The sequence below is a fragment of the Sneathiella sp. HT1-7 genome (assembly GCF_020731145.1).
Taxonomy (GTDB): Bacteria; Pseudomonadota; Alphaproteobacteria; order Sneathiellales; family Sneathiellaceae; genus Sneathiella.
Map to the genome: position 1 here is coordinate 280,332 of NZ_JAJFZN010000001.1, position 20,309 is coordinate 300,640.

The 20,309-nt window shown below is 52.5% G+C and carries 20 protein-coding genes; 6 read left to right on the forward strand and 14 right to left on the reverse strand.

Features of this window, described 5'->3' with window-relative positions:
• Nucleotides 1–37 precede the first annotated feature (37 nt).
• Complete coding sequence (gene dddP / locus LKE13_RS01320; protein ID WP_227947884.1) at nucleotides 38–1,366, forward strand: dimethylsulfonioproprionate lyase DddP; 1,329 nt, start codon at nucleotides 38–40, stop codon at nucleotides 1,364–1,366.
• On the opposite strand, the gene LKE13_RS01325 is transcribed toward dddP, so the two are convergent.
• The 3 genes from LKE13_RS01325 to LKE13_RS01335 form a co-directional block, all read right to left on the reverse strand.
• Nucleotides 1,363–1,593 (reverse strand): hypothetical protein, encoded by a 231-nt coding sequence (locus LKE13_RS01325; RefSeq protein WP_227947885.1) that lies wholly within the window; start codon nucleotides 1,591–1,593, stop codon nucleotides 1,363–1,365. The genes dddP and LKE13_RS01325 overlap by 4 nt on opposite strands.
• A gap of 151 nt (nucleotides 1,594–1,744) precedes the next feature.
• Complete coding sequence (locus LKE13_RS01330; protein ID WP_227947886.1) at nucleotides 1,745–2,947, reverse strand: acyl-CoA dehydrogenase family protein; 1,203 nt, start codon at nucleotides 2,945–2,947, stop codon at nucleotides 1,745–1,747.
• A gap of 65 nt (nucleotides 2,948–3,012) precedes the next feature.
• Complete coding sequence (locus LKE13_RS01335; protein ID WP_227947887.1) at nucleotides 3,013–3,471, reverse strand: nucleoside deaminase; 459 nt, start codon at nucleotides 3,469–3,471, stop codon at nucleotides 3,013–3,015.
• 116 nt (nucleotides 3,472–3,587) lie between these two features.
• On the opposite strand from LKE13_RS01335, the gene LKE13_RS01340 reads away from it, so the two are divergent.
• From LKE13_RS01340 to rsmD, 3 genes are read left to right on the forward strand one after another with little or no spacing between them, the layout of a single operon-like run.
• Complete coding sequence (locus tag LKE13_RS01340; protein ID WP_227947888.1) at nucleotides 3,588–4,301, forward strand: gamma-glutamyl-gamma-aminobutyrate hydrolase family protein; 714 nt, start codon at nucleotides 3,588–3,590, stop codon at nucleotides 4,299–4,301.
• A gap of 3 nt (nucleotides 4,302–4,304) precedes the next feature.
• Complete coding sequence (locus LKE13_RS01345) at nucleotides 4,305–5,195, forward strand: pseudouridine synthase (protein WP_227947889.1); 891 nt, start codon at nucleotides 4,305–4,307, stop codon at nucleotides 5,193–5,195.
• Nucleotides 5,195–5,800 carry a 16S rRNA (guanine(966)-N(2))-methyltransferase RsmD gene (rsmD, locus tag LKE13_RS01350; RefSeq protein ID WP_227947890.1) on the forward strand — a complete coding sequence of 202 codons (606 nt, stop codon included), beginning with the start codon at nucleotides 5,195–5,197 and terminating at the stop codon, nucleotides 5,798–5,800. Before LKE13_RS01345 ends, rsmD begins: the two co-directional genes overlap by 1 nt.
• Here rsmD and LKE13_RS01355 read toward each other — a convergent pair.
• The 11 genes from LKE13_RS01355 to LKE13_RS01405 all read right to left on the reverse strand — a co-directional run bounded on the left by LKE13_RS01355 (nucleotide 5,739) and on the right by LKE13_RS01405 (nucleotide 19,059).
• Nucleotides 5,739–6,548 carry a phytanoyl-CoA dioxygenase family protein gene (locus LKE13_RS01355; RefSeq protein ID WP_227947891.1) on the reverse strand — a complete coding sequence of 270 codons (810 nt, stop codon included), beginning with the start codon at nucleotides 6,546–6,548 and terminating at the stop codon, nucleotides 5,739–5,741. The genes rsmD and LKE13_RS01355 overlap by 62 nt on opposite strands.
• On the reverse strand, nucleotides 6,541–7,734 hold the full coding sequence (locus LKE13_RS01360; RefSeq protein ID WP_227947892.1) for an NAD(P)/FAD-dependent oxidoreductase: 1,194 nt from the start codon (nucleotides 7,732–7,734) through the stop codon (nucleotides 6,541–6,543). Before LKE13_RS01360 ends, LKE13_RS01355 begins: the two co-directional genes overlap by 8 nt.
• A gap of 38 nt (nucleotides 7,735–7,772) precedes the next feature.
• Nucleotides 7,773–9,608, reverse strand: a complete 1,836-nt coding sequence (gene mutL, locus LKE13_RS01365) for a DNA mismatch repair endonuclease MutL (RefSeq protein WP_227947893.1) — start codon at nucleotides 9,606–9,608, stop codon at nucleotides 7,773–7,775.
• Between the two features lie 67 nt (nucleotides 9,609–9,675).
• Entirely contained in the window at nucleotides 9,676–11,025 is a 1,350-nt protein-coding gene (locus LKE13_RS01370; protein ID WP_227947894.1) for a M16 family metallopeptidase, read from the reverse strand.
• 10 nt (nucleotides 11,026–11,035) lie between these two features.
• Nucleotides 11,036–12,403, reverse strand: a complete 1,368-nt coding sequence (locus LKE13_RS01375; RefSeq protein WP_227947895.1) for a M16 family metallopeptidase — start codon at nucleotides 12,401–12,403, stop codon at nucleotides 11,036–11,038.
• Between the two features lie 133 nt (nucleotides 12,404–12,536).
• Entirely contained in the window at nucleotides 12,537–13,121 is a 585-nt protein-coding gene (locus LKE13_RS01380) for a DUF3035 domain-containing protein (protein ID WP_227947896.1), read from the reverse strand.
• A 17-nt stretch (nucleotides 13,122–13,138) separates the two neighbouring features.
• Nucleotides 13,139–13,612 carry a signal peptidase II gene (gene lspA / locus LKE13_RS01385; RefSeq protein ID WP_227948845.1) on the reverse strand — a complete coding sequence of 158 codons (474 nt, stop codon included), beginning with the start codon at nucleotides 13,610–13,612 and terminating at the stop codon, nucleotides 13,139–13,141.
• A gap of 5 nt (nucleotides 13,613–13,617) precedes the next feature.
• Entirely contained in the window at nucleotides 13,618–16,437 is a 2,820-nt protein-coding gene (ileS, locus tag LKE13_RS01390) for an isoleucine--tRNA ligase (protein ID WP_227947897.1), read from the reverse strand.
• A gap of 294 nt (nucleotides 16,438–16,731) precedes the next feature.
• On the reverse strand, nucleotides 16,732–17,643 hold the full coding sequence (locus tag LKE13_RS01395; RefSeq protein WP_227947898.1) for a dienelactone hydrolase family protein: 912 nt from the start codon (nucleotides 17,641–17,643) through the stop codon (nucleotides 16,732–16,734).
• On the reverse strand, nucleotides 17,618–18,598 hold the full coding sequence (locus LKE13_RS01400) for a bifunctional riboflavin kinase/FAD synthetase (protein WP_227947899.1): 981 nt from the start codon (nucleotides 18,596–18,598) through the stop codon (nucleotides 17,618–17,620). Before LKE13_RS01400 ends, LKE13_RS01395 begins: the two co-directional genes overlap by 26 nt.
• 29 nt (nucleotides 18,599–18,627) lie before the next feature.
• On the reverse strand, nucleotides 18,628–19,059 hold the full coding sequence (locus tag LKE13_RS01405) for a MaoC family dehydratase (RefSeq protein WP_227947900.1): 432 nt from the start codon (nucleotides 19,057–19,059) through the stop codon (nucleotides 18,628–18,630).
• Between the two features lie 246 nt (nucleotides 19,060–19,305).
• Between LKE13_RS01405 and LKE13_RS01410 the strand changes: the two genes are divergently transcribed.
• Together LKE13_RS01410 and LKE13_RS01415 are read left to right on the forward strand one after the other, a co-directional pair.
• A complete protein-coding gene (locus tag LKE13_RS01410) occupies nucleotides 19,306–19,692 on the forward strand; it encodes a response regulator (RefSeq protein ID WP_227947901.1) in 387 nt (128 codons plus the stop codon).
• The gene (locus LKE13_RS01415; RefSeq protein WP_227947902.1) at nucleotides 19,692–20,309 is read left to right on the forward strand and encodes a protein phosphatase CheZ; all 618 of its coding nucleotides are present in this window, start codon (nucleotides 19,692–19,694) and stop codon (nucleotides 20,307–20,309) included. The genes LKE13_RS01410 and LKE13_RS01415 overlap by 1 nt, the downstream gene beginning before the upstream one ends.

Genomic DNA, 20,309 nt, shown 5'->3' on the forward strand with positions numbered 1-20,309 from the left:
AGCCTGCGGCGCCCGCCTGGGCTTTGGGGGCTGGCAAATGAAGCGCGATATCTTTTCGGGCCGCAAAACCACTGGCGGTCAACTTAGTCCTTTAACAAAACCAGACGGAACGCCGCTGGATAATAACCGTGTCGAGATCGGTCCGACGCAACTCGCGTTTGACGAATGGGCGGCGGCGGGGTTGGATGTTCCCGACCTCAGTGTCATGCGCGCACAGCGTCTAGACCGTCTTGTCGCGGCACTTCAGGCGCGGGACTACGGCGGTATTCTCATGTATGATCCGCTCAACATCCGGTTTGCCTCCGACACGACGAATATGCAGCTTTGGGCGGCGCATAATCCATTCCGGGCCTGCCTTGTTTTGGCGGATGGATATATGGTTGTCTGGGATTTCGGCGACAATGATCTACTAACTGCCTTCAACCCACTGGTACGCGAGACACGATCCGGCGCCTCCTTCTTTTATTTTACGAGCGGGGATAAGTCCGTCGAGAATGCGGAACGGTTCGCAGCCCAGATCGATGGCTTGATGCGGGAGCATGCGGGCAGTAACCGTCGGCTTGCCGTGGATAAGATCCAGATCCATGGCTTACGCGCCCTTGAAAGAATAGGGTTACGGATTTTTGATGGAGAGGAAGTCACGGAAAAGACTCGAGCCATCAAACAGCCGGAAGAAATCAAAGCCCTGCGATGCGCCGTCCATGCAACAGAAGTTTCAATGTGTGAAATGCAGCGCATTGCCCGGCCCGGGCTAACAGAGAATGACGTCTGGGCCGTTCTGCACGCTGAAAATATCAAGCGCGGCGGAGAATGGATCGAGACCCGGATACTTGCCTCAGGCCCGCGCACCAACCCGTGGTTTCAGGAATGCGGTCCGCGGGTAATCGGAAATAACGAATTGCTGGCTTTTGATACGGATCTGGTCGGTTGCTTCGGTATGTGCGCGGATATTTCCCGCACCTGGTTTATCGGCGATGGAACGCCAACAGCCGAACAAAAAAAACTGTATCAGTATGCCTATGATCATATTCAACAGAACATGAAACTTCTGGCACCGGGCGTTCCATTTAAAGAGATCGTCTTCGGCGGACATCTTCTTTCAGAGGAATTTGTGAATTCCCGCTACTCCGTGAAGATGCATGGCGTTGGTCTTTGCGATGAATGGCCGCATATTGCCTATCCGGAAGACTATCACGAAGGGGCATTCGAGTATGAGCTGGTGCCCGGTATGGCGATTTGCGTTGAGGCTTATATCGGTGCCGAAGGAGGGGAGGAAGGCGTCAAACTGGAGGAGCAAGTCGTAATCACCGAGGAGGGTTACGAAAATATGACCCACTATCCGTTTGAGGAAATCCTGCTCACTTAATGTTTTTCGGCGTCTTCAATCCTCAAATTAGCCCAACGCTGGATGCACTCCGTCGGCTCCATAACCAATCCTGCGGCTTCGCCAAGCCCAGAGACAGGCTGCAATCCTGCATGAGCCGTCAAGTCCTGGGTTAGCCATTCACAAGGATCAAGGCTTTCATACCGATATAAAAAGCCGGCAACAATCACAATGATGCCCAGCATTATCCAACCCAAAAACTTGATCATTAAAAAGGCCTAATATTACGTCGCTATAAACAGGAACATGCCTGTATATAGGAAAAGCAGAACTTCATGCTATGGAAAAATCTGCACAGAAAAAAGAAGAGCTTCCCAGAAAGGAAGCTCTTCCACGTCTTTAGTACCTGAAAGCCGCAAATCAATCGTGCTTTTTAAGCTCCAACCGGCCAATCTGGTTGCGATGCACTTCGTCCGGGCCATCGGCAAGTCGCAAGGTCCGTGAATGGGCATAGGCAAAGGCGAGGCCGAAGTCATCACTAACACCGCCCGCGCCATGCGCCTGAATTGCCCAGTCAATGATCTTACCGGTGATATTTGGTGCCACCACCTTGATCATGGCAATTTCAGCTTTCGCTTCCTTATTGCCGACCGTATCCATCATATAGGCGGCCTTCAATGTGAGAAGCCGTGCCTGTTCGATCATCGCACGAGATTCCGCAATACGTTCCAGCGTGACCGTTTGCTCCGCAATGGGTTTACCAAATGCAACGCGGGATTTCACGCGTTTGCACATTTTCTCCAGTGCACGCTCGGCGACGCCAATCTGGCGCATGCAATGGTGAATGCGGCCCGGGCCCAGGCGACCTTGCGCAATTTCAAAACCACGCCCTTCACCCAACAGAATATGATCTGCCGGAACGCGCACATCCTTAAACTCCACTTCTGCATGACCATGCGGTGCATCGTCATAGCCAAACACCGGCAGAAAACGCTTCACATTGATACCGTCGGTATCCATCGGCACAACAATCATGGACTGCTGATTATAGCGCGATGCAGTCTTGTCCGTTTTTCCCATGAAGATCAGAACTTTGCAGCGAGGATCATAAGCACCGGAGGTCCACCATTTAGTGCCATTGATGACATATTCATCGCCGTCACGGGTAATTTCCGATTCGATATTCGTCGCGTCTGACGAGGCAACCGCGGGTTCCGTCATGGCGAAAGCTGAGCGAATTTCGCCATTGAGCAACGGCTTTAACCAGCGCTCTTTCAGATCGTCATTCGCATAGCGTTCGAACACTTCCATGTTACCGGTGTCCGGTGCCGAGCAGTTGAAAACTTCCGGTGCAAAACTGACCCGCCCCATGATCTCACAGAGCGGTGCATATTCTAGATTGGTAAGGCCTGCCCCACGGTCACTTTCAGGCAGGAACAAATTCCAGAGACCTTCCGCCTTGGCCTTTTCTTTCAGCTCTTCGACAATTGCTGTCGGCTGCCAGCGATCGCCCTCATCCACCTGATCATAAAATAGCTGTTCATTTGGATAGACATGCTCATCCATAAAAGCCTGCACCCTAGCTTGCAGTTCTTTTACCTTGTCCGAATATTCGAAGATCATTCGCTGTTCCCTTTTTTGTTATTCAGGTTTTTGTTATGATTAATTCTGACACCATCTTTCTATATTTAGCGTCTTGTTTCAAAGAAATTCTTTAAAAGCGCCGCCGATTTGCTTTCCTGCAGGCCGCCGTATATTTCCGGTCGATGATGACAACTGGTCTGATCAAAGATGCGTGCACCGTATTCGACACCGCCCCCCTTCGGATCATAAGCACCAAAATAGAGCCGCCTTATTCTTGCGAGAGAAATTGCCGCTGCGCACATCGGGCAGGGCTCAAGTGTCACGTAGATATCGCAGTTCACAAGCCTTTGACTACCGATCATATTGCCCGCCGCGCGAAGCGCCAGCATTTCCGCATGCGCGGTGGGGTCGCTTCTACCTACCATCTGGTTTCCGCAGTTCGCGATGACGCGCCCTGACGCGGTATCCACAATGATTGCCCCAACTGGCACTTCGTTGCGATGCCCGGCAATCTCGGCGGTGCTGAGCGCCATTTCCATATAATCGACAATTTCATGATCCATGTTCGGAGACTCGCAATTCGTTCCATCGCCGTCAAGCAATAGAAATTTAGATATTTTATGGGAAGATAGTCAAAGAGGCGAGTTGAGTTGTCGGCAAGAGAGGACTAAAAGAAAGCATGAGTATTCCTGTAATTGGCATAACCCTCGATTCAGAGGATCCGGGCGGCTATTCGAATATGCCCTGGTACGCGCTTCGGCAGAACTATGCTGATGTCATTGTGGCTGGTGGCGGACTTCCGCTGGCATTGCCGCACGAACCTGACCATGTGGAAGACTATGTCAAAACGCTCGACGGGCTTGTTGTGACTGGCGGCGCTTTCGACGTTGACCCCGGCATGTTTGGCGCGACAACCCGGCATGATACAGTCGTGACCAAGGATCGGCGCACCCTGTTCGAGAAAAATATCACAGAGGCGATGCTGGCCGCGAACAAGCCAGTGCTCGGCATCTGCGGAGGGCAACAGCTTCTGCATGTAATATTGGGTGGCACATTGATCCAGCATATCCCGGATGAAGTGGAAAATCCCCTCGCCCATGAACAACCCAACCCACGGACAGAGGCCGGACATACTGTCAAGGTTACCTCCGGCACCCTGCTGCACCGGATTGTCGGCACCGACACTCTCGCGGTCAACAGCGCCCACCATCAGGCGGCGAAGGACATTAGCGAGAATATCATCGTCAATGCAGTTGCCGAGGACGGCGTGATCGAAGGGATCGAGGATAGCCGTTATCGCTTCTGTCTGGGTGTTCAATGGCATCCGGAATACCTGATTTCAAACGGCGATCGACAGATTATCGACGCCTTTGTCACTGCGTCTGCTGCCTGACCGATGACAACAGAATCCCCTCAAAAAGAACGGATCGCAAAGCGCATGGCACGCGCCGGTCTCTGCTCCCGCCGCGAAGCAGAACGCTGGATCGAAGCCGGCCGTGTTACCGTCAACGGGACGCTTCTGGAAAGTGCCGCCTTTACGGTCGCGCCAGAGGACAACATAACGGTGGATGGCAAGGCGATCCCCGCACTGGAGCGTCCACGCCTTTGGCGCTACCACAAGCCGCCGGGTCTTGTGACGAGTCACAAGGATGAAAAAGGCCGCGACACCGTCTTTGACAAACTGCCCGAAGATTTACCGCGCGTGATATCCGTCGGCCGTCTTGACCTGAATTCAGAAGGACTGCTGCTGCTCACCAACGACGGGGAACTTGCCCGCAAGCTGGAACTGCCGGCCACTGGATGGAAGCGGAAGTATCGCGTCCGTGTCCATGGGCACCCTAGAGACTCCGACATGCAAAAACTTGCAAAAGGCATTACCGTAGAGGGTGTACGCTATGGGTCGATTGAAGGCACCATCGACAGCACCAAGGGTGCCAATAGCTGGTTGACCATTGCTCTTCGGGAAGGAAAGAATCGGGAAATCCGTAAAGTGATGGAATATCTTGGCTATTCCGTATCTCGGCTGATCCGGACATCCTACGGCCCCATGTCGCTAGGCGATCTGCCCGCCGGTGCCGTAGATGAAGTGAGATCCAAAATCCTGCGGGAACAGATGGGTGTCGAAAAATTCGAGGACCCAGCCGCTGAAGCGAATACGGGCCAGCGCCCCCCGCGTGGCAAACGACAGGGATCCCTAAAGCCCAAGACCGCCCCCTCGCGCCCATCGACTGCGCCGCGCAAGCAAGGAACCTTAAAAGCCCGCACTTCCCCAAAAAAATCAAGCTGATGCGCATCGTTGGTGGGAAATTTAGAGGCAAGAAACTCGTCCTGCCGGAAGACAAGCGGGTGCGCCCCACCTCTGATCGCGCGCGGGAGGCTCTTTTCAATATACTCGGCCATGATTCAGAAATGCGCGGTGAAAATGGCCTGCTTCCCAACGACGCCATCGTGCTGGATGTTTTTGCGGGAACTGGCGCGCTTGGGCTGGAGGCGCTTTCGCGAGGGGCTGTCCATGTCACCTTTCTCGACAACCATTCGGAAAGCCTGAAGCTTGTCGAACAGAATGTGAAAAACATGAGCGCCCGCAATTGTACGGATATTCTCCGGCGAGATGCCGCTAATCCGGGAAAACCGGGAATGCCATGCGATCTTATCCTCATGGATCCGCCATACGGTGAGAATCTCGCCGCGCCGACTCTTGTTGCGCTCAAGAAAAATGGCTGGATTAAACCTGACGCCATCATCGTGATTGAAATAGCGGCGAAAGAAAATGTCGATATCCCGCCAGAATTCAGGCTGTTGAAAGATCGTAAATACGGCGCGGCGCGGCTTATTTTCCTGCGCCGAGATTCGGATCAATATGGCGATACTTCGCAAACTGATCCTGAATAAGGCTGCGTCGTATCTCAAACGGCGGAAGTTTACCCATATCCATTAAAGGGTCGGCAAGCGGATCGAAGGCTCTGTTTTGAAATTCAAGCGAAAGGCTAACCCGCGGGTTCTTCGCCGCCGACGTATATGATCCGCCCCAATGATAAACATCTTGTGGCCACCCGAGAACAGATCCCGCCTTTGCCGGAAGCGATCGTGCGTCCATAAGATCGGCTTTTTGCGACGCGCTGTTTGCCTCATACCTCGATTGAGGTACTATGTACATGCAGCCGTTACTCTCATCCGCATCCGTCAGTGGAAGCCAGAGTGACAGGCTCATCAGAACCGCATCCTCTCCTTCTCCGAAGACGGTCATGGCATCACAATCGCGATGCGGTGGCCAGCCCCGCGCGCCTTCACGGTTCAGATGCCAAGCCCAAAGATTAGGAAGAACCCCAAAATTCTCACCGACAAAATGGCGAAGCAAGGGGCCTAAACGCGCAAACAACCACCAGGGCTGATCAAAAAGATATATATAAACTGGCGGGATATCCTGTTCGAATAGAGCGAATATCGCATCCCTTACCGACGCCAATTCACTCGGATCAAATAAGGGAGGTAGGGAGAGATATCCGTCCTCCCAAAGAGAAGTGGATATGTCGGATAGCATGGAACTGGAAAAAGTCAGTTCCTCAATGGAGGCTTCTCCCCCAATGCTAAGGTCTGGCGCTAATGCCAGCCAATCGTCTCGCTTCCGGGGTTCAGGCATATTGTCCCGCGACGAACCCGGATGACCAAGCCCATTGGAAATTATATCCACCGAGAAATCCGGTAACGTCTACGGCCTCCCCGATGAAGAAAAGTCCGGGAACTGATTTTACCTCCATGGATTTTGAGTTCAGCGCCCCCGTACTGACACCGCCAACGGTCACTTCCGCCTTGGCATATCCTTCTGTTCCATTTGGATATATTTTAACCAGTTTAATATTATTTACTATCTCTAAAACTCTCTTGTCCGATAGATTGCCAAGTTCGGGAAGGTCACTGGCATCCTGCAAGAGAGTCCCTATCAATCGATTTGCAAGATACTCCTTTAATAGATGTCCAACCTTGAGCTTTGGTTGACTTTGCCGCTTCTCTTTCAGAAGGCTGGCAAGATCAACATTGGGGAGGAAATCGATCTGAATGGCCTCACCGGGCTGCCAAAAGGACGATATCTGCAAAATTGCAGGACCGCTTAAACCCTTATGGGTAAAAAGGAGGTTTTCCCGGAACTGAACTTTTCCAATATGGATGACAACATCGGCGGAAACCCCCGTTAGTCCCGCGAAGCGGTCCTTATCCTTAGTCTCAAACGTAAAGGGCACCAAGCCTGGACGCGGCAGGGCAAGCGGTAGTTCGAAAGTCTTAGCCATTCGATAAGCAAAATCATTCGCTCCGAGTTTCGGGATAGACAAGCCTCCCGTAGCGACGACAAGGCTTTCAGCCTTAATAGATTGTCCACCCGCATGGATCAGAAATGAGCCTTCTTTCTGATCGATGCGTTCTGCTCCGGTGCCACGCCAAATCATGACATCGGCCGCATCGCATTCCGCCTCCAGCATTGCGACGATCTTCTTGGCGCTTTCATCACAAAAAAGCTGCCCCAGTTTCTTCTCGTGATAGGCGATGCCGTGTTTTTCGACTAGGGCGATAAAATCGGACTGCGTATATTGACGAAGCGCAGATTTGCAGAAATGCGGATTGTCGGAGATGAATTTTTCGGGCGCTGCAAGAAGGTTGGTGAAATTACAGCGACCGCCGCCTGAGATCAGTATTTTCTGTCCACATTTCTCAGCTTTTTCAAGGAGGAGAACTTTACGACCGCGTTTTCCCGCCTCGATCGCGCACATCATCCCAGCAGCACCTGCGCCGACGACGACCACATCAAATTTCAGCCCGTGCGCAGAGTCCATTTACGTCAACTTGTTCAGGTTATTATCAGCAAAAGGTTTTACCGGCGTCCGAATAATTTTTCAATGTCACCAAGTTGCAATTCCACATAGGTAGGCCTTCCGTGGTTGCACTGGCCACTATGGGGCGTAACTTCCATTTCTCGCAGCAGGGCATTCATCTCATCGATGGAGAGCCGCCGGCCGGCCCGCACAGAGCCGTGACAGGCCATTGTCGCGCAGACATCGTCCATCCGGTCCTTCAGCGACAGTGCTGTATCGAGTTCCGCCAAATCATCGGCCAAGTCCTGCACCAACCCCTTGATGTTACACTCACCTAGCATGGCAGGCGTTTCCCGCACCACAATGGCCCCAACACCGAAAGGTTCCAACATCAATCCCATCTCCGCCAGTTCCTCCGCCCGTTCCGCGACACGATTTGCCGACACTTCATCAAGTTCAACGACTTCCGGCAAGAGGAGCATCTGTCGCGCGACGGTTTTCTCCGCCAACTGCTTCTTCATCCGCTCCATCACTAACCGTTCATGCGCCGCATGTTGATCGACAAGAATAAGGCCAGTCGTAGTCTGGGCGACGATATAGGTTTCATGAAGCTGGCTACGCGCGGCACCCAGAGGATATTGTTCCAGCGCATGTACCTTCTCCTGTTGCAGGGGCGTTTCGTCAATGCTCCGCGCGACCGGAGGGCTCTCAGCCGTGAGAGGGGCATGGTATTCTGCGCCTGCCTCCGCCATCCCTGATGACAGTGTGGCCGATTGGTTCTCGTTCCAACGCCCCCAGCTCGCTGCCGGACGGTTAGATGGCTGCATAGGAACCAAGGTATTATTCGGCCTGAACGCGCCCAACGCCTGACCGGAAATGGTGGAGGAGGCGCGATGACCATGTTCCGCCAGTGCGTGGCGTAACGATCCCACGATCAGTCCGCGAACACCACCCGAATCACGAAACCGTACTTCGGCTTTGGCGGGATGCACGTTAACATCTACCTGATCCGCAGGAACCTCCAGAAACAGTGCAAGCAAGGGATGGCGATTGCGTGCCAGCAAATCCATATAGGCACCGCGAACAGCTCCAGTAAAAAGCTTGTCCCTCACCGGACGGCCATTGACGAACATGAACTGCATGGTAGCGTTACCCCGGTTAAAGGTCGGCACACCTGCATAACCCGCCAGCTTAACGCCATCACGCTCCGCGTCGATCCGAATGGCGTTATCCGCAAATTCCCGTCCCATAACAGCGCCAAGCCTATCCAGCCAAGCATCAAAGAGGTCGCCGTCTGATCCTGCGACACGAAGGGCCGTCCGGTTTTCATCCGTCAAGGAAAAGGAAATTGCAGGGAAAGCCATAGCGAGTCGCCGAACAACATCAAGCGCCGCGCCGAACTCCGACCGCTCCGTTTTCAAAAATTTGAGCCTTGCCGGTGTTGCGAAGAATATATCCCGAACCTCGACCCGCGTTCCTTTCTGTCCGCCACCGGGTACCGGCGCAATCTTCTTCCCGCCTTCAACCGTCATTTTCCAGGCGGTATCCGCTCCCTCCCGTCGGGTCGTAATGGACATACGGCTCACCGAGGCAATGGAGGGGATGGCTTCCCCGCGGAATCCCAAATTCTGTATGAAGACAAGATCATCATCGGGAAGCTTGGACGTTGCGTGCCGCTCGAAACAAAGCTCAAGCTCTTCCGCGCTCATCCCGCTACCATTATCCGTGACCGTAATCAGTGAACGCCCGCCATCGCGCATTACAACGTCAATTTGAGTTGCGCCAGCGTCGATTGCATTTTCCACCAGTTCCTTGACAGCGGAAGCAGGCCGCTCCACCACTTCGCCTGCGGCGATCTGGTTTACAATATTGTCGGGCAAGCGTCTTAAAGGCATGGTCGATCCATCAGGAATTTTCAGAAATACCTTAGCAAAATTGGGCGGGTCAGCCTAGGGGATCGGCCTAATTCTTTTCGGCGCCCACACCCTTCGCCTCAAGATTTTCCGGCTTTCCTGCGACGACAACAATCAGCTTTTCCGGATCAAGCAGCTTTTGTGCGACGCGCTTGATATCCTCCTCACTAACCGCATTGATCAGGGCGGGCCGATCATTCAGATAGTCAATCGGAAGATTGCTGAACTGCATAGCGACCAGAATATCTGCGATGCTGTCATTGGACGACAAGCTGAGCGGAAAAGAACCATTCAGATAGGTTTTTGCCGCAGCAAGTTCCTCTTTCGTTACGCCCTGTTCACGAATACGCAGAAGCTCGACTTCAACCAGATCAAGTGCATCTTTTACCGAGGCATTACTTGTCCCGAAGCCTCCCATTTGCAGGCCAGCCGCCTTCATTGGATAGAGGTAGCTGTAGACGGAGTAAACCAGGCCCCGTTTCTCGCGTATTTCCTCAGTCAATCGGGATTGAAAACTCCCCCCACCCAAAATATAGTTCAATACATAGGCCGCGTAATAATCTGGATCATCGCGTTTTACGCCCTGCCCCCCGAAAATGACCACGCTTTGCGGAATATCCTGCGGGATGATCCTAATTGCTGCTTCAGGAAGAGGTTCTGTCTGCGGGATTGCGGAAATGCCTGCTTGTTCCGGCAATGCGCCGAATGTCTTATCAAGAAGGACACCAAGTTCCTTTGCTGAAATATCCCCGACAACGCCGATCTGCATATTGTCCTTACCCAGCCGAGTCTTCGCAAATGCGGCGAGGTCATCGCGGGTAATCGCAGCCATCGTGTCGATCGTTCCTTCGGATGGCTGGGCGTATGGATGGTCTCCGAAAGCCAGTTCAAACCAGGCACGTCCGGCAAGACTGTTCGGATCAGAAAGTTTTCGATTAAGAGAGGCAAGAATCTGGCCGCGAATACGTTCCACGGGCTCATCATCAAAACGCGGGCCCGTTATGGCCAGGCCGAAAAGGCGAAATGCCTCCTCGGTATTTTCGCTTAATGTCTTAAGGCTGCCCGAAAAACTGTCCTTGTTGGCATCGAAGCTGAGCTGAATGGCGAGGTCAGACAATCTTTCCTGAAAGTTTTTACTGTCAAGCTCTCCGGCCCCCTCATCCATGGTAGAGGAAGCAAGATAGGCGAGGCCCGCCTTGTCAGCAGGGTCGAGACTAGCGCCGCCCCGCCAGGCAACTTTCATGCTGACAATCGGAATGGAGGCCTCTTCAACCAGCCAAGCCTTGATACCGCCGGGACTGGTCACTTCGGTCACTTCAACCGCCCGAGCGGGCAAGCTAATTAAGAGAAAGAAGGCAACGACAAGCCCAGCCGCGATTCGGCAATAAATCTGCAACATGATTTTTCCCTTAACTCTTCACTTGTTCCGGAAGAAGACGTCCGACAACGGATTGCCGTTCATCAAACACCGATTTTGCAGCATTTCGGATGTCCTCTGCGGTCACCTTTGAAATATTCTTCGGCCAATTAACAACCTGATCAATACTCTCTCCGCTGGCGAGCGAAGACCCAAGAATGTTTGCCGCGTCGCGAATACTATCCCGTGCGTAAATCGCATCGGCGAGAAGCTTGTTCTTGGCCCGGGCTATTTCTGTTTCTGTCACGCCATTTTGGACAATATCCTCGATAATGGCATGTATGGCCGTCTCTACATCGTCTAAATTACTATCCGGTGTCGGGCTGCCATAAAGAACGAAAGTTGATTTGTCATAGGAGCCTGAACGATAGTACGCGCCTGCGCTGGTTGCGATTTTCTTGTCGACAACCAGATTATCATAGAGGCGACTGGTCACCCCACCGCCCAGAATCTGGCTCAACACTTCAAGTGCCCGGACATTCATCTGGTCCTCACTCCGTGCCGACGGGGCAAGATAGCTTTGGCGCCATGAGGGCTGACGCACCCGTTTGTCGCTCATCTCAAGTACGCGTTTGGCTAGCTGCGGTGGCTCCTGAACACGTTCGCGTTTTGGAATTTCCTTTTCTGCAATAGGCCCGTAGTATTTTTCCGCCAATTTGAACACGTCATCCGCATCGACGTCACCTGCAACAATCAGAATAGCATTATTCGGCGCATAGTGAGTGTTGTACCATTCCAGCGCATCTTCCGTCGTCAAATTCTCAATCTCATGACGCCATCCGATAACCGGTGTACCGTAAGGATGCGCCAGAAACTGCGCCGCATCAAACTGCTCGCCGAAAAGTGCCGCCGGGTTATTGTCTGTGCGCTGAGAGCGCTCCTCCAACACGACCTTAAGCTCAGGTGCGACCACTTCATCAGTCAGCACCAGATTGGCCATCCGATCCGCTTCCATCTCCATAAAAAGTGGTAGCTTATCGACACTGACATTCTGGAAATAGGCGGTGTAATCCTGCGAGGTGAAGGCATTCTCCTGCCCGCCATTTTTGGCGACAATCTCGGAAAACTCTCCGGGCTGCAGGGTCTTGGTTCCCTTAAACATCAAATGTTCGAGAAAATGCGCGATCCCGGATTTAAGCGGCTTTTCATCCGCCGCCCCCGCCCTATACCACACCATATGTGTCACGACGGGCGCACGATGATCTTCCAACACGACAACCTGCAGGCCATTATCAAGGGTCGTCACTTTCGGATCGAACAAGGTTGGGATATTTTCTTCGGCAAAGAGCTTTTCCGGATTACCACCGAAAATCAGGCCAAAAATCAAGACAAAAACAAATAGCGGTCGCATCGGGCTCATGGATAGCCTCCGGTCGCATAAAATACTGTTATCCTAAAATAATGGGTTAGGCACAGGGATTTACAAGACTATGCCGCCATTATTTGTCATGATTTCGTCAAAGATGCTGCTGTCGTCAGTGAAACGGAGCGGTCTAGTTAAACAGCCCTTCCAAAAGCGCGCGCTTGCGCCGCTCGATAATCGGTGTTTCCGGGCCGGCCGCGGGACTCTCTCCAAGTGCGGCATTTTCCTGAAGACGCTTTTTCTCTTTAACCGGATCTACAACAGTTCCAAACGGTGGCTGTTCCTGCCAGAACATGATCTTTTCCATGAAGGTTTCATCATTTTCGGCTAGGACGGCAGTCTCTGTGTCGACCACCTCGCGGATATTAGGATCAACATTTTCCGCACCCGCCTGACGCAGTAGAGCGAGTTCCCCGGTGGAGACGCCAGCTGCAACCGCATCGCTGTGGGTCACCGGTGCCGTATTGGGCTGATTACCAAGCAATGCAGCTTTCGCGCTATTCTCGGCGAGAATGTCTTGCGGCCCTTTCTGTCCGGGTGCCGGCGGACGAAGCGAGAAATCCGGCGGGATGATCAGGGGCGCCTTGGTAATGACCGTAAACTCATCCGGCCCTTCCTTTTTCCCGATGCCAAGCGCCTGCTTTGTGCCCTCGCAGCCCGTCAACAGGACAGCAGACAACAGGACCAAGCTGGTCAGAAATCTCCCACTACGCATGATATCGAACCCTTCCCTCATGCCGATAATTTATCGGAATTATGTCCCTGAAACAAGTTTTCAAACAAAATCACGATCACACCGACAACAATAGCCATATCCGCAACATTAAAGGCGGGCCAGCGCATGAAGATCAAATCAAAATCGAAGAAATCCGCGACAGCCCCGAATCTGATACGGTCAATGATATTTCCGATCGCGCCCCCCAATACCAGCCCCAAACCAATAGATAACATCCGATTTGTGGCTTTTCTGAGCCAGAAGAAAACGACAATGGAAATTACAACGGCAACAGCAACCAGGATCCAGCGCATATTGTCGCCAGCGAACATGCCAAAACTCACGCCTCTGTTCCAGACCATGACGAGATTGAAGAAGCTCGTCACTTCAATTCCGTGCGGATAGCGCGCCATCAGGTCGATCAGATACATCTTGCTGACCTGATCGACCGCAATGATCATCGCGGCAACGATAAGCCCGAGACGGAGCATATTGCTCACGCCTCGACTTCCATAGGTAAGGAACCCACAACAGCGGCGCAACGATGGCAGAGGTCATCATAGACATCATGCGTTCCCACCTCATCGAGAATTTTCCAGCAGCGCTGGCATTTCTCGCCTTCGGCAAGGCCCGGAACTACGGCAACATCGGATACTTCTTCGAGGGTGAAGGCATCCTCCGGCGCAGGATCGGTTGAGAGCGTGACTCCAGAAGTGATGCAGATATCCGCAAGATCGAACTGGTCAAGCAGCGCTTTATATTCCTCGCTCACATAGACAGTGGGGGAGGCCTGTAGGCTAGAGCCGATCCGCTTCTCCCGCCGTTCGATTTCCAGCGCGCCCGTTACCACACGACGGAAAGCTCGCACACTGAACCAGCGATCCATAAGTGCGCCATTCTCCCACTCTGCCGGAATATCCGGGAATTGACGCAGGTGAACGCTGCTGTTTTCGCCGGGATAACGGGTGAGCCAGGTTTCCTCGGCCGTAAAGACAAGCATCGGCGCAAGCCATGCCGTCAGACAATGGAACAGATGATCAAGGACCGTCCGGGCGGCGCGGCGACGTGTGTCGTTCGCCCCATCGCAATAAAGCGTGTCTTTGCGTATATCGAAGTAAAAGGCCGACAATTCCAATGTGCAGAAATTGTGGATGGCCGTGAAGACACGGCTGAACTCATATACATTGCAGTTCGTACGGATCATCTTATCCAGCTCAAAAAGCCGATGCAGCACCCATTGCTCAAGCTCCGGCATTTCGTTAACTTCCAGCCGCTCATTCTCATCCCAACCCTCTAGGTTTCCGAGGATGAAACGCAAAGTATTTCGGAGACGGCGATAGCTGTCGACCTGCCCCTTCACAATTTCATTACCGATACGCATATCTTCGGAATAGTCCGACGCTACCACCCAGAGCCGCAGGATATCGGCGCCATTCTGCTCGATTATCTTCTGCGGAGCGACGACATTGCCAAGGGATTTCGACATCTTGCGCCCCTGTCCATCCATCACAAACCCATGAGTCAACACAGCATCATACGGCGCGCGCCCGCGGGTGCCGCATGATTCTAAGAGTGACGAATGAAACCAACCGCGATGCTGGTCCGTTCCTTCAAGATAAAGCGAAGCCGGCCATTGCAGTTCCGGCCGCGCCTCCAGCGTGAAAGCATGGGTACAACCGGAATCAAACCAGACATCGAGAATGTCTTGCGCCATGTCATAATCATCAGCGTTATAGTCGTTGCCAAGGAAGCGTTGCGCCGGCGAATCAAACCAGGCGTCTGATCCTTCCGCTTCCGTGATTTCCTCAATGCGCGCATTGACCTTGGCGTCACGCAAAAGTTCACCTGTTTCCTTGTGGGTGAAGACCGTGATCGGCACACCCCAAGCCCGCTGCCGCGAGAGAACCCAGTCTGGACGGCCCGAGATCATTGCATGAATGCGGTTTCGACCAGAGGCCGGGAACCATTTCGTTTCGTCGATGGCCTTAAGTGCTTTCGCGCGAAGGTCATTCGTCTCCATCGAAATGAACCACTGGCTGGTATTGCGGAAGATCAGCGGCGCCTTCGACCGCCAGGAATGCGGATAGGAATGGACGAGCTTACCGCGCTTCAACAAGGCGCCAACGTTTTCTAGCTCATCTGCCACACCGTCATTACATTTGTAGACATGCTGACCTGCGAACATCGGTACGTGATCGTAAAAGGTACCATCTTCGTCCACCGTGTGCGGCACTTCAATGCCGTGTATCATACCGACTTCATAGTCTTCCTGACCGTGGCCCGGGGCCGTATGGACGAAGCCAGTGCCGGCATCCACCGTAACATGATCACCATCAATCAGCGGCACATCGAAATCATATCCTTTGCCATGGAAGGGGTGGAGACAGATAACGCCCTTGAAGGCATCTCCCTTGCCGCGCCAGATTACTTCGGCAGCGGCAATTCCTGCTTCCTTTTGGACCTCTTCCAGAAGTTCTGTCGCAACGAATAGCTTCTCACCAACGACAGCGAGCGATCCTTCGGCAACCTCTTTTACTTCTATCCCGACATATTCCATATCTGGACCATAGGAGATTGCGCGGTTGCCCGGCATCGTCCAGGGGGTTGTCGTCCAGATAACGATGGACGCGCCCATAAATTCTTCCGGGCCAGACTTTACGGGAAAGCGTACGTGGATCGTTGTCGACGTATGATCGTGATATTCAAGCTCAGCTTCAGCGAGCGCCGTTTTTTCAACCGGCGACCACATGACCGGCTTCGATCCACGATAAAGGCCGCCATTCATCAGGAATTTGTGCAGTTCGCGAACGATCTGTGCTTCGGCATCAAAGCTCATAGTCGTGTAGGGCCGCTCCCAATCGCCGATCACGCCAAGGCGCTTAAACTCTTCCTTCTGGACACCGACCCAGTGGGTCGCGAAGTCGCGGCACTCTTTACGGAACTCAACAACCGGCACCTGATCCTTGTCTTTACCGGCCTTGCGGTATTTTTCTTCGATCTTCCATTCGATCGGAAGGCCGTGGCAGTCCCAGCCGGGAACATAATGCGCGTTCTTGCCCATCATCTGCTGTGACCGGCTGATCACGTCTTTCAGGATCTTGTTCATCGCATGGCCAATATGCAAATTGCCGTTTGCATAGGGCGGGCCATCGTGAAGAATGAATTTTTCGCGGTCCATTGACTGTTCCCGCTGACGGCCGAAAAGATCCATTTCTTCCCAGCGGTCCAGCAATCCGGGCTCTTTCGCGGGCAGGCCAGCCTTCATGGGGAAATCGGTACGAGGTAAAAATAGCGTCGATTTATAGTCAGTGCTCATCGGGGCAAACTGATCCTAACAGTATCTCAATTTATCGGTAAATCATGCGCGGCGGTTAGCCGCATCTTTTCTGGTTTTAGCCTGATCATCAGGTGTGAACCTTTATTACCCGGCCCTATACAGCAAAGGCCGGGCTTATAATTCGGTCATAGGCGACACTCTGCCCAAGGAAACCAGCTATATGTATCCGTAATTCTGTCATGGCAGGTGTTTTATCAACTCCGTGCTCTGCTGTCGAGAAATCATAGCCGGAAAGGAGCAAAAATTAGCGGTTTTATGCGCCATCCCATTCCCTTAATCCCCTTTTTCCGGCGAAAGATACTGTTTGAGAAATTCAGGCAACCTTTTACGGGCATCCGCACGCGCCACCGGATTGGGTCCGACAATCGGGATAACACCCAATGTGGTCGTATATTGCGGCAATTTCCTTATCCTGCTGCCAGGGGCATCAAATCCGTGATAAGCCTCAGGATAGAGTTTGATAGAGACTGGATTTCCCCGTACTTTCACCTCGCCAATAAATTGCGCACATGGTTCGGGGCGCGTCCAGTTATCGGCCTCACCTTGCAAGACAAATAACGGAATATTGGTAGACCAGCTTTGCGGCGCCACCTTCGTAAAAGGTTTGGATTGCAGCCTGTCATTACAAAGCGCCGGATAAAACGCCGCTGCGGCAGCAAAATCATAGCGTGGAGCTGGGTTTGGTCGCGCGATACTCTCGTTCACTATAGTCAGGAGGACAGTGCCGCCGCCCTGGGACCAGCCGACAAGGCCAATTTTGTCCGGCATTATAAAGTTCTGAGATTGCAAGTACTCAAGCGCGCCATAGGCATCGAAGGGGCGCTCCCGATACATTCGTCCACGTTTTTCCCTGTTCCCACAGGAAACGCCCATGTTTCTTGGACCCGCACTGTCAACAGTCAGCGTCGCAAACCCGTGATCATTGAACAACTTCGCCCAGCTTGCGTAAAGCGGAGAGACATTCCCAGAATAATGCATACCCCCACAACCATGCATGAGAACAACTGCTGGAAACGGCCCTGCGCCCTCCGGTTTCGCTATATACGCCGTTAGCTGGGTCTTGCCATCAAGGCTGGGGAAGTAAACACGGTCATAGGCCTGCGCTGGCAATGCCACAGCCAGAAAAAGGGCAAAGCTGCAAACCAGAAAAGAAGAGTAGCTAGCTATTAACTTTTTTGTCCGCATATTTGGTTTGCCGATTACTATGATTGGCGAGAATTTTTCGGGCAGCTTTCGCATCCTCAGCAATTTGCGCGGTTAGCTCGTCAATCCCGGCGAACTTCATTTCCGGACGAATAAAGTCGACAAAGGCAACGCGGAGGCTTTGATCATAGAGATCACCCTCCCAGTCCATAAGATGAACCTCCAGAAGGACATCTTTTTTATCGAAGGTCGGCCGCATGCCAAAATTCGCCACGCCATCTATCCAGTCGACATGCGTTCCCCGGTGCAGCCCAACCCGGACTGCATATACGCCCAATTTAGGGTGATGATAACCGACAAGCGGAATATTCGCAGTCGGAAATCCAATCGTACGTCCACGCTTATCTCCTTCGATAACCGGCCCCTCGATTTCCCACCAATGTCCGAGAAGCAAGGCAGCCTTGCCGGGATCGCCCGCTTTCAGGCATTCGCGGATCGCAGTGGAAGAAAAAATAACAGTGCCTTCTCCGACCGGCTCCACCACCGTCACGTTGAAACCGTATTTCTTACCAAGTTCCGCAAGGACTACCGTCGTTCCTTGACGTTTGTGACCAAAAATAAAATCATAGCCAACAACTACATGCGCAACGTTATATCCATCGACAAGCACATCGCGGACGAAATCTTCTGCTGTTTTCTGAGAGAAAGCCAGATTGAACTCAAGGGCCACCATGACATCAAGGCCGAGCCACTTCAGATGTGCTGCCTTCGTATCAAGGGTTGAGAGACGAAACGGCGGTGCATCAGGCGCAAAGAACTCCCGCGAGTGAGGTTCAAACGTCAATACACCTGCGGCCAGTCCAAGCCTGTCCGCTATTTCCTGGGCTTCCGCGATGACAGCCTGATGCCCCCGATGAACACCATCGAAATTTCCTATGGCCAATACAAGCCCGCGGCACTCTTCAGGAACATTTTGGTAATCGCGTAAAATGCGCATTGACTGTAATCCGTACTCTCTCGTTTATCCTATTTTCGCCGTGATACCATCAAGGTTGCCTCGCCATCCAGCACAACAGTCTCGCCGATCGTACAGCTGCAGTCAAAAGTGACTCGTTTGCCATTGATTTCCCGCAGCGTCACGCGCGCCACTACTGTATCACCAATACAAACCGGGGCCTTGAAATTCAGGTTCTGGTTCATGTAAATCGCCCCGGGCCCCGGCAACTTGGTTCCGAATACCGTTGAAAGAAGACCCGCGGATAACATGCCATGCGCTATGCGTTCCTTGAAAATCGTCTTTTCAGCGAATTCAGCATTGAGATGAACCGGATTTGTGTCTCCCGAAATACCCGCATACATGACAATGTCAGCTTCGGTAATCGTTTTGGCGTAAATTTCCGTCATGCCGACTTCCAGATCTTCCAGGAAATAGCCGTGCAATTCTTCATAAACTGACATCGTGTTCCTACTCATTCTTGTCCGCGATACGTCGAGCTATATAGAAGGAAATAATGCGTTGCCGCAAGCATTGTAACGAGATCGACCATCCTGACGCGATCAATTAAGCCAGTTTTTATAAAACTATATCCAAATTAACCATTTTTTTAAGGTTCCGAATTTAATCTCCACTGGAATGGTTAAGGCGGAGTCTCGATTTACACCCTGACTGAAACGAATTTTTAGGAAAGTTAAGAGGGCATTTCAATGGCAGTCGATATGAACATGTCGATCCTCATCGTAGATGATTACAAGACTATGTTGCGCATTATCCGCAACCTTCTCAAACAGCTCGGCTTTAACGCAGTCGATGAAGCAGCAGACGGATCCGCCGCGCTCGCGAAGATGCGGGCAAAGAACTATGGCCTGGTCATTTCAGACTGGAACATGGAACCTATGACCGGCTACCAGCTCTTGAAGGAAGTCCGGGCAGACGAAACCCTGAAAAGCACGCCTTTCATTATGATTACGGCAGAATCCAAGACCGATAATGTGGTCGCCGCGAAAAAAGCCGGTGTTAATAACTACATCGTCAAGCCTTTTAATGCAGCAACCCTAAAGACAAAAATTTCATCGGTTCTTGGTGACTTCTAATGTCCGATACGGAAGAGGTCATTCAGCTGAGGAAGGCGATTGCCTTACTGCACCAGGATTGCCAGGATCTTGCAAATTTTATCACTGCCGCCAGATCGGAAATTGCCGAAATTCGGCCAAACGATCTAAAGCAAGACAAGCTCCCCCGGGCGGGCAAGGAGTTGGATGCGATCGTGGAGGCCACGGAAAACGCAACCAACCAGATCATGAGCGCGACCGAAAAGATTATGTCTGCGAAAGTAACGGACGCTGACGTCGTAAATGACGCCTGCATGGAGATTTTCGAAGCCTGTTCTTTTCAGGATATTACCGGCCAACGGATCAGCAAGGTTGTCTCCACCCTCAACTATATCGAGGAATATCTCGCACGCCTCACCAAAGCGTGGGGGCATCACATGGATAATGTCGCCGAAGCAGAGGCAGATTTGGGCGCGGGCGATGACAGTGATCTCTTGAATGGCCCGGCTCTGGCGGGAGAGGGTGTCAATCAGGACGACGTTGACTCTTTTTTTGCTGCAGATGACGACAGCTCACAAAAGAAAGACAAAAACTCCGGCGATACGGGAGAGAGTTCGGGCAATAAAGCGCAGGACGAAATTGACGCACTCTTTGACTAA